We start from the raw sequence: 16,159 nt of genomic DNA, 5'->3' as shown, positions 1-16,159 counted from the left end.
ATTTAATAAAATACTACACTTACGCAATCATGACTGTAAGACATATGTTTATTAACTACATTTAAGAAACTAAAGTTACCAAGTAGGTCAAAATGCACTAGACTCGGAAATTAACCGTTATACTACAGTTAAGAAATACAAAGGAGGTGAAGACAATGTTTATCATCAACCTAATCAAAAAAGCCATCGAATTCATCAAAGGTTTATTTGGTGGCGACAACAAATAATCTTGCTTTTAACACGAACCGCTCGTATGTATGATGTATGTACCTAAAAAGCCGCTCATCCATAAAATAGTATGGAAAAGCGGCTTTTTTATTTTTTAAATGATAATTCACTTTGACTGAGCCAAAACAAGACTTTCTTCAAATATCTATAAATACAGATGGTACATTAATTAATATAATTCTGTCGCAATATCCTCGCTTTATAAAATAAGCGATTTAAAAATGCTACTTTATAGCTCGAAAGGGATCGTTTCTATTATCTTGTGATCACGATTTCTAAATCGAACTTCACTGTCTTTTCCATCGATTATCAGTTCTGCATATGTTTCTTCAATATCACTTCTAGATTGTGATATGCTTCCTGGATTAATCACGTGTACATCATTGATTTTTTCGTAACGTGCCACATGGGTATGTCCATATAATGCAATCGTTGCTTGGTGTTGTGCTGCAACATGTGCCAATTCTACACGTGAACGATTGACTCCAAATAAATGACCATGTGTGTAAAAAACATTTGCTTCTTCAAAATTGTCTGCTTGTGATTCTGGAAATTCAGGATAAAAGTCCATGTTGCCTTTTACGCGATGATATAAGCTTAACTCCGTATCTTGATAGGCAAATTCAGAATCGCCCAAATGATAAAATGCATCTGCATCTTGGTGTTCTTCATAAATTTGATACAAGATACCTGATTCTGAATGGTTATCACTAGCGACTATTAGCTTTTTCATTTTGCCTCACCTTCAATATAGGCTTGCAGTTGATCAATTGCTTTTCGTCGATGACTGATATCCGCTTTCTCTTCAGCTGTTAATTGCGCCATTGTTTTTTGTTGGTCAGGTACTAAGAAAATAGGATCATATCCAAATCCATTTTCACCAATTTTGTTCAACGTAATTTCCCCTTCAACCGTACCTCTAAATGTTTTCGTTACGCCTTCTGCAGTGGTCATACTGATGACACAAACAAAACGAGCCGTGCGATCGCTTTTATCTTCTAAACCTTCGAGTACTTTTTGAATGTTAGCTTCATCATTTTTTTCTAGCCCTGCATATCGTGCTGAATAAACGCCAGGTTCGCCATTCAAAGCGGTTACTTCTAAACCACTATCATCAGCAATCACGGTCTTATTTAAAGCTTTAGCTGCCGCTTCAGATTTCAAACGTGCATTTTCTTCAAATGTAGTCCCTGTTTCTTCTACATCAAAGTCTTCAATGATTTCATTGATTCCCATTACATTATAATCTGAAAAAATAACTTTAAAATCGTTTATTTTACCTTTGTTTGACGATGCAATAACAATATCCGTCATTTTTATTCCTCCTCACCTAAATGTATCCGTTCTACTTGTGTGTCTATGTTGAGCCATTCTTTAATAATATAAGTCATGTATCTCACTTCTCCATTTGCGAAAAAACGATGTTTCGGATGTGGATCATAGTTTGCATGCTCTTGACTAAATGTTAAAAGTGCACTCACTTCTCTCGCTGTTTCTAGACCGGATGAAATGACTGTTTTCGTTTTACCAAAGTAGTCAAATATCGGTTGATAAAGCAGTGGATAATGGGTACAACCTAAAATCACTGTATCCGCATCTGTTTGTCTCCAACTCTTAAGCGTTTGGTGAATAATAATATTTGTAATGGTTGGATCTTTATACTTCATTTCTTCTACCAATGGGACAAATCCTGGACATGCCACACCGTATACATCTACTTTAGGATTGATACGCTTAATATGCTCTCTGTAAGCTTCAGATTTAATTGTTCCTTCTGTCCCTAGAACAAGTACGTTTTGATTTTTAGTCGTCATAATCGCTGTACGGGCTCCGGGCTCAATCACTCCGATAACCGGAATTCTTAATTGCTTTTGTAAAGGTTCTAAAGCAACGGCTGTCGCTGTATTACAAGCTATTACAAGCATTTTTATATCAAACTGTGTTAAATACATCGCCATTTCAATCGTAAACTGTTTAACTTCTTCTTGGTTTCTCGGCCCATATGGACAACGTCCAACATCCCCTAAGTAATAAATCGTTTCATTAGGAAGTTGTCTCATAATCTCTTTCGCAACAGTAAGGCCCCCAACGCCCGAATCCATAACTCCAATCGGTTTATCCATCACATTCATCCTGTTCATTTTCATTATGTATTTTATTTTATCATATCCGTTATATTATTGGACACTGAAAGCGTACGTGTCGTCCAGTCGTTCCTGTACTTTTTTCTTTTATCTTGAAATAGAAAAAGCGGTGAACAGACTCACATTTAAGTCCATTCACCGCTTATATTTCAATTATTCAACTTCATGGTCTGAACCAAAGAATGATTTGAACATATGGAATGATGTTTCACGATTAAGTGCAGCAATTGATGTTGTTAATGGAATACCTTTAGGACAAGCTTGCACACAGTTTTGTGAATTACCACATGCTTGTAAGCCACCTTGATCCATAAGCGCATTTAAACGTTCATCTTTAGTCATAGCGCCTGTTGGATGCAAGTTGAATAAACGTACTTGCGAAATAGCTTGAGCGCCTACAAAATTGTTAGTGCTTGTCACGTTTGGACATACTTCTAAGCATACCCCACAAGTCATACATTTAGATAATTCATATGCTGTTTGACGTTTTTTCTCTGGCATACGAGGTCCTGGTCCTAAGTCATATGTTCCATCGATAGGTACCCATGCTTTCATACGTTTAAGGTTATCGAACATCCGTGTACGGTCTACTTGTAAATCACGGATAACAGGGAAAGTATTCATAGGCTCAAGTCGAATCGGTTGTTCTAGTTGATCAACAATAGCGGAACATGATTGACGTGCACGCCCGTTAATCACCATTGAACACGCACCACAAACCTCTTCTAAGCAACTCATATCCCATGTGACAGGTGTTGTTTTTTCCCCTTTATCATTAATCGGATTACGTCGAATTTCCATTAATGCAGCAATCACATTCATGTTTTCTCGATAAGGAATAACAAATGTTTCTTCATAAGGTTTAGAATTTTGATCTTTTTGACGTTTAATAATTAACGTAACTGTTTTGTTAGAAGTTTTTGTTTCAGTTGGTTGTTTTTCTGCCGTTTCTGCCATTATTTTTTACCCCCTTTTGACTTACTTGTGTAGTCACGTTTACGAGGTGGAATTAAGCTTACATCAACTGGTTTATACGTGAATGCTGGTTTTTCTTCTGGTCCTTTATACTCAGCTAATGTATGTTTCAACCACTCATCGTCATTTCTGTTCGGGAATTCAGGTTTATAATGTGCACCACGTGATTCGTTACGATTGTATGCACCAATTGTAATTACACGTGCTAGTACAAGCATATTCCACAATTGACGTGTAAAGAAGACCGCTTGGTTACTCCATTGTGATGTATCTTCCATGTCAATATCGTGGTAACGTTTCATTAATTCAACAATCTTTTTATCCGTCTCTAAAAGATTATCGTTATGACGTACTACCGTTACATTCGCTGTCATAATTTCACCAAGTTCACGGTGCAGTTTATATGCGTTTTCTGTTCCTTTCATATTCAACAACTTATCAAAACGTGCTTGCTCTTCTTCTACACGACGTTGATACATACTTTCATCCATGTCGACATATGATTTTTCAACATTTTCAACATATTTAACTGCGTTTGGTCCAGCTACTGTTCCGCCATATATTGCGGATAAGAGTGAGTTGGCACCTAAGCGGTTACCCCCATGTTGTGAAAAGTCACACTCTCCTGCTGCAAATAACCCATCTATATTTGTCATTTGATCATAATCTACATAAAGGCCACCCATCGAATAGTGAACCGCTGGGAAAATTTTCATTGGTACTTTACGTGGATCATCACCAGTAAATTTTTCATAAATTTCAATGATACCACCGAGTTTAACATCTAATTCATGTGGATCTTTATGTGATAAATCAAGGTATACCATGTTTTCACCATTGATACCAAGTTTTTGATTGACGCAGACATCAAAAATTTCACGTGTCGCAATATCACGTGGTACGAGGTTACCATAGTCAGGATATTTTTCTTCCAAGAAATACCATGGCTTACCATCTTTGTATGTCCAAATACGTCCACCTTCACCACGTGCGGATTCACTCATAAGACGAAGTTTATCGTCGCCTGGAATTGCAGTTGGATGGATTTGAATAAACTCGCCATTAGCATATTTAACCCCTTGTTGATAAACAATCGAAGCTGCAGAACCTGTATTGATCATAGAGTTCGTTGTTTTACCGAAGATAATACCCGGGCCACCTGTTGCCATAATAACAGCATCTGAACCGAAAGATTGAATTTCTGAAGTTGTGATATTTTGAGCTACAATACCACGTGCGGCATTGTCCTCGTCTTTAACGATACCTAAAAATTCCCAACCTTCATATTTTGTTACATAGCCATCGACTTCAAAGCTACGAACTTGTTCATCTAGTGCATATAGCAACTGTTGACCTGTTGTGGCACCTGCGAAAGCAGTTCTGTGATGTAGCGTTCCACCAAAACGTCGGAAGTCTAATAAACCTTCATTTGTTCTGTTAAACATGACGCCCATACGATCTAATAAGTGGATTATCTTCGGCGCTGCTTCAGTCATGGCTTTAACTGGAGGTTGATCCGCTAAAAAGTCGCCCCCATAAACTGTATCGTCGAAGTGTATCCATGGAGAATCACCTTCACCTTTAGTGTTGACTGCTCCATTAATACCACCCTGTGCACAAACAGAGTGAGAGCGTTTTACTGGAACAATTGAGAATAAATCTACATGCGCTCCCTGTTCCGCTGCTTTAATTGTTGACATGAGACCGGCAAGTCCGCCCCCGACAACAATAATTTTCTTCTCTGCCATAGAATTGTCACTCCCCTGAAATGATTAAACGTTATACGAAAGCTAAAATTGCGCTAACACCGATGTAAGAAACAATCACGAACACAATAAGTGAAATCCAAGTAAATACGCGTTGTGATTTTGGTGATTGTAGGAAACCCCATGTAACTAAGAATGACCAAAGACCATTCGAAAAATGGAATACTACCGCAATAATACATACAATATAGAAAATGAGCCAAGCTGGATTAGAAACAATTTGATGGACCATATCAAAATTGACTTCTTGCCCGAAGAATTTTTGAATACGTGTTTGCCATAAGTGAATCATAATAAAGACAAATGTTAATAATCCAGATGCACGTTGAAGTAAGAATAACCAGTTTCGCATATACGAGTAATGCCCGATATTTTGACTCGCCGTAAATGCAATATGTACACCGTAGACTGCATGATATAAAATTGGAATATAAATCATGATAATCTCTAAGGCGTATAGAAATGGTAGCGACTCCATAAAGTGCGCCGCTTTATTAAATGCTTCTACCCCTTGTGTTGCTTGATGGTTTACCATTAAATGAACAAGTAAAAATGCGCCTAATGGAATCACACCAAGTAAAGAATGTAAACGTCGAAGGTAGAATTGATTCTTCGATTGTGCCAAAGGAAGTCCCCCCTGCAATACTTTTAAATTTTTGATTTCTTTTTAACTGTCGGATTTTAGAAAACGTTTGCATATGAATATAAAAAAAGAAATCAACTCTCCTTCATTGTAACACTAAATGTGACAAATTTGGGTATGAGAATGATTCTCATACCAAATTCATTCATTTTTCTCTTTTAGTGTTTCATAGAGTAAAGTGGCCGTATTTTTAGGCAGTCCTGCTTCTTGAAGTTGCTCCACACTTGCTTCACGCATTTTTCTAATCGAACCAAATGTTCTTAATAATTTTGTTTTACGTTTTGGACCGATACCTTCGACTTGATCTAGTACCGATTGCATTCCTGTTTTTTGTCTCGTTTGACGATGGAAAGTAATCGCAAAACGATGCACTTCATCTTGAATACGATGCAATAAATAGAAAGCTTGGCTGTTTTTCTTCAAAGGAATAACTTGTGCGGTCTCTCCATACAATAATTCTGATGTCTGGTGCTTGTCATTTTTAGCAAGACCCGCAATTGGAATGTCTAAGCCTAACTCATTTTCTAATACACTTGCGACACTCGACATGTGGCCTTTCCCTCCGTCAACAATAATCAAGTCTGGAAGAGGCAAACCTTCATTTAACACACGTGTATAGCGACGACGCACTGCTTCTTGCATAGATTTATAATCATCTGGACCTTCAACAGATTTTATTTTGTATTTACGATAGCCTTTTTTATCTGGCTTTCCATCGACAAAACTGACCATTGCAGAAACGGGATCAACACCTTGTATGTTCGAATTATCAAAAGCCTCTATACGAATAGGTGTTTGAATCCCCATCGCATCGCCCAATTGTTCGATTGCTTTGACTGTTCGAGATTCATCTCTAGCAATGAGTTCAAATTTATTGTCTAATGCAATATGTGCATTTTTATTTGCCATATCAACAAGTTGCTTTTTTTGACCACGCTGAGGCGAAACGATTTTTGTATCTACTACTGAACCAATCATAGTCGTATCAAGATTTGAAGGAACATGAACTTCCCTAGGTAAGAAATGTTGATTTAATTGATAGAACTGACCAATAAATGTATAGAATTCTTCTTCAGGGGTTTGTTGCAATGGAAACATCGTTGCTTCTCTTTCAATCAGATTACCTTGTCTAATGAAAAAGACTTGGATACACATCCATCCTTTATTCACGCTATAACCGAAAACGTCTCTAACCGTTTGATCGGCTGACATAATTTTTTGCTTTTTGGTTAGATTATGAATGTGTTGAATTAAATCACGATATTCTTTCGCTTGTTCAAATTCTAGATTCTCACTTGCTTTTTGCATTTTTTCTTCAAGATTTCTTAAAATCGTTTTATCTTCCCCGTTTAAAAATTCGGTAATTTCCCTTGTCATTCTTTCATATTCAGATTGGTCTACCGGATACACACAAGGTCCTAAACATTGCCCAATATGATAATAGAGGCATAAACGATCTGGCATTTTATCACATTTACGAAATGGATAGATACGATCTAATAATTTTTTTGTCTCATGTGCAGAATAAGCATTAGGATAAGGCCCAAAATATTTTCCGCTTCCTTTACGAACTGTTCGGGTTACGATTAGTTTAGGATGTCGCTCTTTTGTTATTTTAATAAAGGGGTAGCTTTTATCATCTTTTAATAATACGTTATAACGAGGTTGATACTTTTTAATCAAATTTAGTTCCAATAGCAATGACTCTGTCTCGCTCGATGTGACAATATACTCGAAATCAACTATTTCTCTTACAAGTCGCGTTGTTTTCGTATCATGTGCACCTGTAAAATAAGAACGGACACGATTTCTTAATTTCTTCGCTTTGCCTACATAAATCACTTGGTCTTGCCGATCTTTCATTAAGTAACAACCCGGCTCCATAGGCAACACAGACAATTTTTGCTTAATATGCTGCTTTGTATCCTCCATCATTCATTCACCTTCTTTATTTCCCCAGCTCTAACAATGAAAAGGGAGTGAAATAGAATTATAATCAATTACAATTATAATCTATCTCACCCCCGCAATGGCGATTTTATAGATATTAGCTTCTTTTAAGCGCATCAATCATGTCATCACCTATTGCGCTTTTAATTTTCCATAATAATGCGATAACGTCTTTCGTTTAAATTAAAAAAAGAGGCACTCACATTAAATGTGTTTATCTAGAACTTGAGCTAAATTTTCTTTTGGTTGGAAACCAACAACTTTATCAACTGGTTCACCGTCTTTAAATACGATAAGTGTTGGAATACTCATCACTTCGTATTTTGCAGCTGTTGCTTGGTTTTGGTCGACATCTAATTTTAAGATATCTACTTTACCGTCATAATCTTGCGCTAAGTCTTCTAAAACAGGCGCAATCATTTTACATGGACCACACCAAGTTGCCCAAAAGTCTACTAATTTAACACCTTCATTAATTTGTTCTTCAAAATTTGAATCTTTTACTTCTATTAATGCCATAGGAAGTTGCCTCCTTAATTATCATGTGATGGTCAAATTATAACAAATTGTATTTAGCATTTCACTACAATTGCTCATTATTTAATTGTAGCAACCGTCACACCAAAACCACCTTCACTTGGCATCCCCGTTCTAAAAGTGGAGACGCTTTTGTGTTTTTTCAAATGTTGTTGCACACCTTTTTGAAGTGCACCCGTTCCTTTTCCGTGAATAATATAAACGTCTTCGTAATTGCTCAATACCGCTTGATCAAGATATTGGTCTAAAGCAATCATAGCTTCATCATAGCGATATCCTCTTAAATCTAACTCCATTTTCACTGGCGAACGGTTTGTTCTTGTGACCATTTTTGTCGTTTTTTCTTTCGTCTTTTCTTTTTTCTCTAAATCTTTTAACGGGATTTTCATTTTAATAATCCCCATTTGTACAACGGCTTCTTCATTATCCAATAGCTCTAAAACTTCACCTTTTTGACCGTACGATAATACTTTAACTTCATCGCCAGCCACAATATCATCCCATTTTTGCTTTTTAACATTTTGTTTGATTGAGGATGCTTCATACTGGTCTTCAAGTCGTTTCTTTTGTTCGATAAGTTCATGTTCTTTAACTTCTGCACCTTTTTGATCGCGCATCTCTCGCAACGATTTCAAAATATCATCTGCTTCTTCCATTGCCGATTTCACACGCTGATTCGCTTTTTCTTTAGCCTCTTCCATTAACCGCGCTTCATAATTTTGATATTTCTCATATGCTTCTGATAATGCTTTATGCGTTTGAGAAGCTTCACGAACAAGACGATCTAATTCAATTCGTTGATTGTCTACACGTTTTGCATTGTTTTCTAATGCTGCAATCATTTCATTAATTTCTTGTTCATCTTGACCGAGCATTGATTTTGCGTGATGAATAATTTTAGATTTTAATCCAAGACGCTTAGAAATATCAAACGCATTTGAACGCCCGGGTACACCCATTAATAATTTGTAAGTCGGACTTAACGTATTGACATCAAATTCAACACTTGCATTCATCACACCTGCGCGATTATAACTATAAGCCTTTAATTCAGGATAATGCGTTGTTGCCATCACAAGCGCGCCTAACTCATGAACATCATCTAGAATGCTCATAGCTAATGCCGCACCTTCACTTGGATCAGTTCCAGCACCCAATTCGTCAAAAAGTATCAAGCTTTGTGCATTCGCTTCGTCTAAAATAGAAACGATGGTTTTCATATGTGAAGAAAACGTTGAAAGCGACTGCTCAATAGATTGTTCGTCACCAATATCGCAAAATACATGATCAAATACGCTCAATTGACTGCCATCTAAAGTTGGAATCAGTAAGCCAGATTGCGCCATGATAATAATTAATCCCAATGTTTTAAGCGTTACGGTCTTACCACCCGTATTCGGACCGGTAATAATTACGGTTTGAATAGAAGAAGCAAATTCTATAGTATTCGCCACAACCGTTTCACGATCCAAGAGTGGATGAAATGCTTTCGGCAAATAGACTTGTCGCTCTTTAAAAAATTCTGGTTTAGTCCCTTTGATTTTAGAGGCATATCTCGCTTTACCAATCAAAAAGTCTAAATGTCCCATGACCTTTTCAGAAAGCAAGCAAGCATCAGCTACTTCTGCAACTTCTTGTGTTAATTCAGTTAAAATCCGTTGACGCTCTGTTGCTTCTTCACTGCGTAGACGGCTAACTTGGTTGTTTAATTCTACGACTGATGCAGGCTCAATATAGAGTGTTTGACCTGAAGCCGATTGGTCATGAACAATACCATTAAAATCTTGTCGATATTCAGCTTTAACAGGAATAACATTACGTTCATTTCTCACTGTCACAATGGCATCAGAAAGCTTTTTTTGATTTCCGGTAGATTTTACAATGCGATCAAGTTGTGTTTTAACATTTTGATTTGTTTTAGAGATACGACTTCGAATCGACTGTAACTGCACACTTGCAGAATCATACAAATCATCACTATCACATTTTTGATGAATTGATTGATATAACTCTGTTAAGACCGGTAATTGTTGCATCTGTGTGTCCAAAATTTCATAATTAATCGTCTCTTCATCTTCAACGATTTGATTGTAAAATGTCTTAAACTGATTTTGAACTTGAATCAGCATCTTTATCGCATTTAATTCCTGTACATTTAAAGTACCGCCAATTGTTGCACGTTTAATGAAAGGCTCTACACGTGATAATCCGCTCATACTCGGGATACGATATTGATTATAAATTCTAGCAATTTCGTCCATTTCATTCATTTGATAAACGACCGTATCATAGTCAGAAGAGGGTGTCAGCTGCTTAACCTTTTCAACTGCTAAATCACTCATCACTTCTTGTTCTATCAATGATTTAATTTTATCAAACTCTAATATTTCTAAAGTTTTTTGTTTCATCCAATCCCTCAATTTCTATTTAGGTTGCTTTGGGTTCGTAAGAAATGATTTAAATGCTTCACGAGACATAGCATTCACTACACTTTCTTTTTTTACAAAACCTTTTTGGGCTGTTGCAATACCAAATTTCATAAAATCTAAATGTCTTGTATGATGCGCATCTGTATTAATTGATACCATTAAGTCTGGATTTTGGCGTAACACCTCGGCACTTAAATCTAACCGTTTTGGATTAGCATTGATTTCTAAAACTGTGCCAGTTTCTCGACATAATTTCACCAACTGGCTAATATCTGGTTTGTAGCCGTCTCTTCGCCCAATAAGGCGTCCAGTCGGGTGAGCAATGTGGCGAACGTAAGGATTTCGACACGCACTTTCTAAACGCTTCATAATTTCTTTTTCAGATTGATTAAAACTTTGATGGATCGATGCAATGACATAATCCAATTGTGATAATACGTCATCATCATAATCTAATCGTCCATCTGGAAGGATATCCATTTCTGTCCCTGAATAAATATCTATCTCTGAATATTCTTCATTTAATGCTTTAATCTCTTCATTTTGTTTTAATAAACGTTCGACTGACAAGCCATTAGCTACTCGTAAACTTTGAGAATGGTCAGTGATACACATAAAACCATAGCCTTTTTCAATATTCGCTTCAATCATCTCACGCAATTGATGTGCACCATCACTTGCGGTCGTATGCATATGAATATCACCATTAATATCTTCTAATCTGATAATCTTTGACAAGTCTCTATCAAATTCTGAACCATCTTCTCGCATACTTGGTTCTATCCATTGCACACCAAAATGTTCATAAATCGCCGCTTCACTATCCAATTGCAGTAGCTGACCATCTGGTTGCTCAATCCCATACTCACTCACTTTTTCTTGTGTTTCTTTAGCAATTTGACGAATTCTAATATTATGGGCTTTAGAACCTGTGAAGTGTTGTAGTGTATGATAGAAAGCTTTAGGCTCGATTAAACGGAAATCCACACCAATCGTCTCGTCATCATAACTCAACTCCAATGAGACTTTCGTTTCACCTACCGCGACATCTTCTACTTTATTGGGCATCTCTAACAGTTGCTTTTGCACTTTCAAAGGCGCATTCGTACTAATGATATAGTCTAAATCCTTACTCATTTCTTTCATACGACGAAAACTACCTGCAACTTCAAAACGCTCAATTTCGTCGATTGTTTGTAAATAGTCATCAATTGTGCGACTCAAACCCATCATCGTATCAATAGGATAACGATCTTTTTTTGCACCTAATGCTTTCACTTCTTCTAAATATTTCTCTTCGGTTTTTTTACCAAAACCACTGAGTGCACTGATTTCATGATTTTCACATGCCTTTTGAAAAGAAGCCTGATCTGTGATATTTAATTCATGATAAAGCTTAGCTATTCTTTTACTTCCTAATCCTTTTATTTTAAGTAAAGGAATAAGGCCACTCGGAACTTCAGCTTTCAGTGATTCTAACGTAGGAGATTTTCCGGTTTGTACAAACGTGTTGATCACTTCTCCTACACCTTTCCCAATATTTTTTAACTCTGTCACATCTTTAATTTGATCCATTGTACGTTCATCAGCTTCTAGACTCTGCACTGCTTTACGGTATGCTGATACTTTAAATGCATTTTCACCTTTTAATTCCATATATGTCGCAATATTTTCTAATAAACGAATTACATCTTTTTTTGTCATCATATCACCTCATTAAAAAAGAGGGTGAAACAGTATGAGATCCATTTACGTTTCAGCCTCGTTGATTTGGTCTATTTTAAATTCAATGTAAACTCTGATAATAGTGGAACCTCTTTTACGAACCATTGACCTGTCATAGAATGCGCCAATGCATTTTGAAGGGTCGCATCTGGAAATAACGCAAATAAAAAGCAGATATAATGCAGACAAATGAATGCAGAACAACATGCTACAAATGCACCCATTAAACGATTGAACACTGTCATCCGTTGCGTCTCAAACAGCTGGTCAAAACTGTTAATCACAAGATACATCATTGTTTTGACGACAATCACAATGAGGAGAAACACCACAATGTGATTGAACCTTGCCTCGTGATGATCTAACGCTACTACAAAATCCGTTTCATATGCACGCGTTCTTGGATAAGGTATAAATAATTTAGAGTAATGACTGAGTGGGTGATAAAAGCGACTTGCCACCCATAACGAAAAAAACGTACTTCCTAAATGTAGTGCACTTGCAACCCCGCCTCTATGAAACCCTGTCATCGCAAACAAAAAAATGACAATTAAAATGAATAATAATAACACATTAGTTGCCTCTTTGTTTTAAACGCTGTATCTCTTCTCGCAAACGCGCATTTTCTTCTTCTAAGAGTACGAGTTCATGCATAACATTGACTGCGGTTAGCACAGATTTCCTAACCGAATCCAAACCTGCATTTTTGCGTCCTAACTCTTTTATTTTACCATCTACTAAGTCAGCGACATAACGAATATGTTCAGGATCGTCTTCTCCTAAAATCGTATAATTCTGATCATTAATCGTTACATTGATTCGATTTTTGAACTCACCCATCTTCACTCACCTAGCCCTATTTTCATTTTTATTTATCATGGTTCATTATACACGAGATAGGTGCTTTTGTGTATCATTCAGAGTGCAATGCTTCGTTAGAACTACAAACTAAGAGAACGTCTTTTTTCATTTATACCTACATATCAAATTGACGTCACGTTGCTTATTATCTACAATTAATATTCTTCAAATAAAATAATATTCCATATAGAAAGTTGATTTCAAATGGTAAACTGCATGTTATAGACGAAACCTTTGAATTCTACTTTATCGTTTATATCTTCTCGTCGCTGTGTTACGATTTGAGAGGAAAAATAAGAAGCGAGGTTAAAACATGTCAAATATTGTTGTAAAACTGAGTTCAGCTGACATCGAGCAACTTTTAGCTCAACTGAAACCAGAAATGCAAAACCTTCCTACAGGGATGCAAGCACGTGCGAAATATAAAAGCGCTACGATTAGTATTTATCATTCAAAAAAAGTAATGTTTCAAGGGCAAAACGCTGAAGCAATCGCTAAGCAACTTCTTGGATCGAAAGCAAGTCCTTCTTCACCCCCATCACAAACGCAATCAAAGTCAACAACCTCGATTTCATATAACAATATGAGCTGTATAGGGAGCGACGAGGCTGGGAGTGGCGACTATTTCGGTCCACTTACGGTATGTGCTTGTTTTGTATCAAAACAAAATATCCACATCCTTAAAGAATTAGGGGTCGACGATTCAAAAAAATTAACGGATGCTAAAATTACAGAATTAGCAGAACAACTTGTCACTTTTTTACCTCACTCACTACTTGTACTCAATAATCCTAAATACAATGAACGCCAAAGTTTGGGCTGGTCACAAGTTAAAATGAAAGCTGTCTTACATAACGAATGCATTAAAAATGTATTAAAAAAAATCGATAGCACAATGCTCGATTACATTGTAATTGACCAATTCGCTCAACCTGCTGTTTATCAAAGATATGCATCAGGTAACGTCCCTGAATTGGACAAAACACAATTTGAAACGAAAGGTGAATCAAAATCACTAGCCATTGCAGCAGCAAGTATCATTTCACGCTACGCTTTTGTTAAACACATGGACTTATTATCAGAAAAATATCGTATGCCTATATTAAAAGGTGCGAGTCATAAAGTGGATCTTACCGCAGCAAAAATAATAGAAAAACACGGTATTCAAACGTTAGATCAAATAAGTAAAAAACATTTTAGCAACCGTAATAAAGCACTTAAACTCGTGGATGCAAAATATAACGCTTAATTATGTCATTAAACCCAATAAATTAAGAAGCATTACTTTTAACGATTGCGTAAAAGTAATGCTTTTTATATTCAGTACACATTTTAATTTAACGATTTGAAATTCTCGTAAGCACCTCTAGTTATTTTTGAAAAAACAATAGTCACAATAAGTATCGTTGATAAAGTCAGGATAGCATACCTAACGCCTATGATATTAACTATAAAAGCTGATATCGCTAGTCCTAAAGGGTAACCTACCGTACTAAAAGCATACAGCAAGGAAAATATTCTTCCTTGATTTTGCTCAGGTATATTTTCTTGGATATATGTTTTAGAAAATATCATTGCTGGAACAGAAATGATACCAAATAAAAATGCTAGTAATAGAAAGAAAAAATCATTATGAGTTGTACCTATAATAAAGAAGACGATACCATGCGCAATAATAGAAAAGTCTATAATCTTTCTGCTACTTTTAATTTTTAATTTAGAAATTAATATACTCCCTATAACAATCCCTAAAGATAAGAGAGATGAAAACACGGAAAATATAATTGGATTATTATCGATTTCATTCTTAATAAATATGGGTATCACAACAGGATAAACACCCCATATAAGCAGATTCCACAATGAGTTATTGACTAGCAAAGATAAAACGCCTGTTTCTTTTATAATGTTTTTTAAAGAGTGTTCTTTTAGAACCACTTTCTGCTCTATATCATTAGTTTTTTCATTATCTAGCTTATTTATAAGTTTTAAAAATAAAAAGAGCGAAATTAAAAATGTAATTGCGTTAACTATAAAACCAATACTATTATAATGAAGACTTAAGAAAACACCTGAAATAATTGGGCCTAAAATAAGCGCTACATCAAATTGGATATAATAAATACTATTGGCAGATATTAATTCATTTTTATTAACGACTTTAGGTATTAAGATATTAGATAATATATCATTAGCTGGTGAAAATGTACCTGAGATAAATAACAAAAAGAACACTATATAGAGTTTGTCACTGTATAAAATGATAGGTATAATTAGAAAAACAATCGCTCTCGATAAAAATGATGTATATGTTATTACTTTTATATTTTTATCAATCCAACGACCAATTAGCGGCGAAAACAAAATTGCAGGTACCTCTAAACAAAGTAATGAGATAGCGATATATAATGGCTGGTTTGTCATAGCATATATTAACCAAACTAAAAACAAATTAGCCATAGCATCTCCTAAATTTGATATAAAACTACCGCTGATTAAACTCAAGAAATTTTTTTGTTTCAAAATCGAAATCATTATACTAACCTCACAGGTATTTTACATTTAATTTGTCTTCAATTATAGTTTTTATCGCTGTAAATAATCTCAATCATCATGATTCATTTAATTTAAACGTTCTGATGAAAATTCTAATCTTTGATACCCATTCAATAAGTTAGATTATTATAAAAGGGATTTTTAGATTATTTTCACTCAATAATCGTTTTAGACTTATTAATCTTTTAGTCATAGAATTGGAGTGTCCATTTTCTTTCTCACGAAGCAATGCTTATTCTCTTCTACTTACTACTTATCACCTATGTTATTCAGTGCAATATATCCTAAAGAAGCATTGTTATTCTAAAATTAATAATATACTTAAAATTCTGAAAAGTAAATAAA

The 16,159-nt window shown here is 35.6% G+C and carries 15 protein-coding genes; 2 read left to right on the top strand and 13 right to left on the bottom strand.

Annotated elements, in window-relative coordinates; genetic code table 11:
* Nucleotides 1-155 precede the first annotated feature (155 nt).
* Nucleotides 156-227 (top strand): epsilon family phenol-soluble modulin, encoded by a 72-nt coding sequence (locus tag CD118_RS12380; RefSeq protein WP_095658923.1) that lies wholly within the window; start codon nucleotides 156-158, stop codon nucleotides 225-227.
* Between the two features lie 230 nt (nucleotides 228-457).
* Here CD118_RS12380 and CD118_RS08890 read toward each other — a convergent pair whose 3' ends face one another.
* From CD118_RS08890 to zapA, 12 genes are all read right to left on the bottom strand, one after another.
* Nucleotides 458-961, bottom strand: a complete 504-nt coding sequence (locus CD118_RS08890; RefSeq protein WP_103356582.1) for a YfcE family phosphodiesterase — start codon at nucleotides 959-961, stop codon at nucleotides 458-460.
* Entirely contained in the window at nucleotides 958-1,542 is a 585-nt protein-coding gene (locus CD118_RS08885) for an XTP/dITP diphosphatase (RefSeq protein WP_060830069.1), read from the bottom strand. Before CD118_RS08885 ends, CD118_RS08890 begins: the two co-directional genes overlap by 4 nt.
* A 2-nt stretch (nucleotides 1,543-1,544) precedes the next feature.
* Nucleotides 1,545-2,351 (bottom strand): glutamate racemase, encoded by an 807-nt coding sequence (gene racE, locus CD118_RS08880; RefSeq protein ID WP_016424808.1) that lies wholly within the window; start codon nucleotides 2,349-2,351, stop codon nucleotides 1,545-1,547.
* Nucleotides 2,352-2,525: 174 nt separating this feature from the next.
* Nucleotides 2,526-3,329 carry a succinate dehydrogenase iron-sulfur subunit gene (gene sdhB / locus CD118_RS08875; protein WP_050345787.1) on the bottom strand — a complete coding sequence of 268 codons (804 nt, stop codon included), beginning with the start codon at nucleotides 3,327-3,329 and terminating at the stop codon, nucleotides 2,526-2,528.
* Nucleotides 3,329-5,095, bottom strand: a complete 1,767-nt coding sequence (sdhA, locus tag CD118_RS08870) for a succinate dehydrogenase flavoprotein subunit (RefSeq protein ID WP_016424806.1) — start codon at nucleotides 5,093-5,095, stop codon at nucleotides 3,329-3,331. Before sdhA ends, sdhB begins: the two co-directional genes overlap by 1 nt.
* 31 nt (nucleotides 5,096-5,126) lie before the next feature.
* The gene (locus CD118_RS08865; protein WP_016424805.1) at nucleotides 5,127-5,738 is read right to left on the bottom strand and encodes a succinate dehydrogenase cytochrome b558 subunit; all 612 of its coding nucleotides are present in this window, start codon (nucleotides 5,736-5,738) and stop codon (nucleotides 5,127-5,129) included.
* A 159-nt stretch (nucleotides 5,739-5,897) separates the two neighbouring features.
* Nucleotides 5,898-7,688 carry an excinuclease ABC subunit UvrC gene (gene uvrC, locus CD118_RS08860; protein WP_060830071.1) on the bottom strand — a complete coding sequence of 597 codons (1,791 nt, stop codon included), beginning with the start codon at nucleotides 7,686-7,688 and terminating at the stop codon, nucleotides 5,898-5,900.
* A 222-nt stretch (nucleotides 7,689-7,910) separates the two neighbouring features.
* On the bottom strand, nucleotides 7,911-8,225 hold the full coding sequence (gene trxA / locus CD118_RS08855) for a thioredoxin (RefSeq protein WP_050331318.1): 315 nt from the start codon (nucleotides 8,223-8,225) through the stop codon (nucleotides 7,911-7,913).
* A gap of 77 nt (nucleotides 8,226-8,302) precedes the next feature.
* Nucleotides 8,303-10,651, bottom strand: a complete 2,349-nt coding sequence (locus tag CD118_RS08850; protein WP_103356581.1) for an endonuclease MutS2 — start codon at nucleotides 10,649-10,651, stop codon at nucleotides 8,303-8,305.
* Nucleotides 10,652-10,666: 15 nt separating this feature from the next.
* Entirely contained in the window at nucleotides 10,667-12,376 is a 1,710-nt protein-coding gene (gene polX, locus CD118_RS08845; RefSeq protein ID WP_060830073.1) for a DNA polymerase/3'-5' exonuclease PolX, read from the bottom strand.
* A 71-nt stretch (nucleotides 12,377-12,447) separates the two neighbouring features.
* Nucleotides 12,448-12,969, bottom strand: a complete 522-nt coding sequence (locus CD118_RS08840; RefSeq protein WP_050331321.1) for a CvpA family protein — start codon at nucleotides 12,967-12,969, stop codon at nucleotides 12,448-12,450.
* Between the two features lies 1 nt (nucleotide 12,970).
* Complete coding sequence (gene zapA, locus CD118_RS08835) at nucleotides 12,971-13,237, bottom strand: cell division protein ZapA (protein ID WP_016424799.1); 267 nt, start codon at nucleotides 13,235-13,237, stop codon at nucleotides 12,971-12,973.
* 334 nt (nucleotides 13,238-13,571) lie between these two features.
* Between zapA and rnhC the strand changes: the two genes are divergently transcribed.
* Complete coding sequence (rnhC, locus tag CD118_RS08830) at nucleotides 13,572-14,507, top strand: ribonuclease HIII (RefSeq protein WP_060830074.1); 936 nt, start codon at nucleotides 13,572-13,574, stop codon at nucleotides 14,505-14,507.
* 83 nt (nucleotides 14,508-14,590) lie between these two features.
* Here the strand turns inward: rnhC and CD118_RS08825 are convergent, their stop codons facing one another.
* Complete coding sequence (locus tag CD118_RS08825; RefSeq protein WP_060830075.1) at nucleotides 14,591-15,793, bottom strand: MFS transporter; 1,203 nt, start codon at nucleotides 15,791-15,793, stop codon at nucleotides 14,591-14,593.
* Between the last annotated feature and the right edge of the window lie 366 nt (nucleotides 15,794-16,159).

The organism is Staphylococcus coagulans, assembly GCF_002901995.1.
Taxonomy (GTDB): domain Bacteria; phylum Bacillota; class Bacilli; order Staphylococcales; family Staphylococcaceae; genus Staphylococcus; species Staphylococcus coagulans.
Note: the sequence above shows the minus strand (reverse complement) of the source record. Positions and strands in the feature narration are given on the sequence as shown.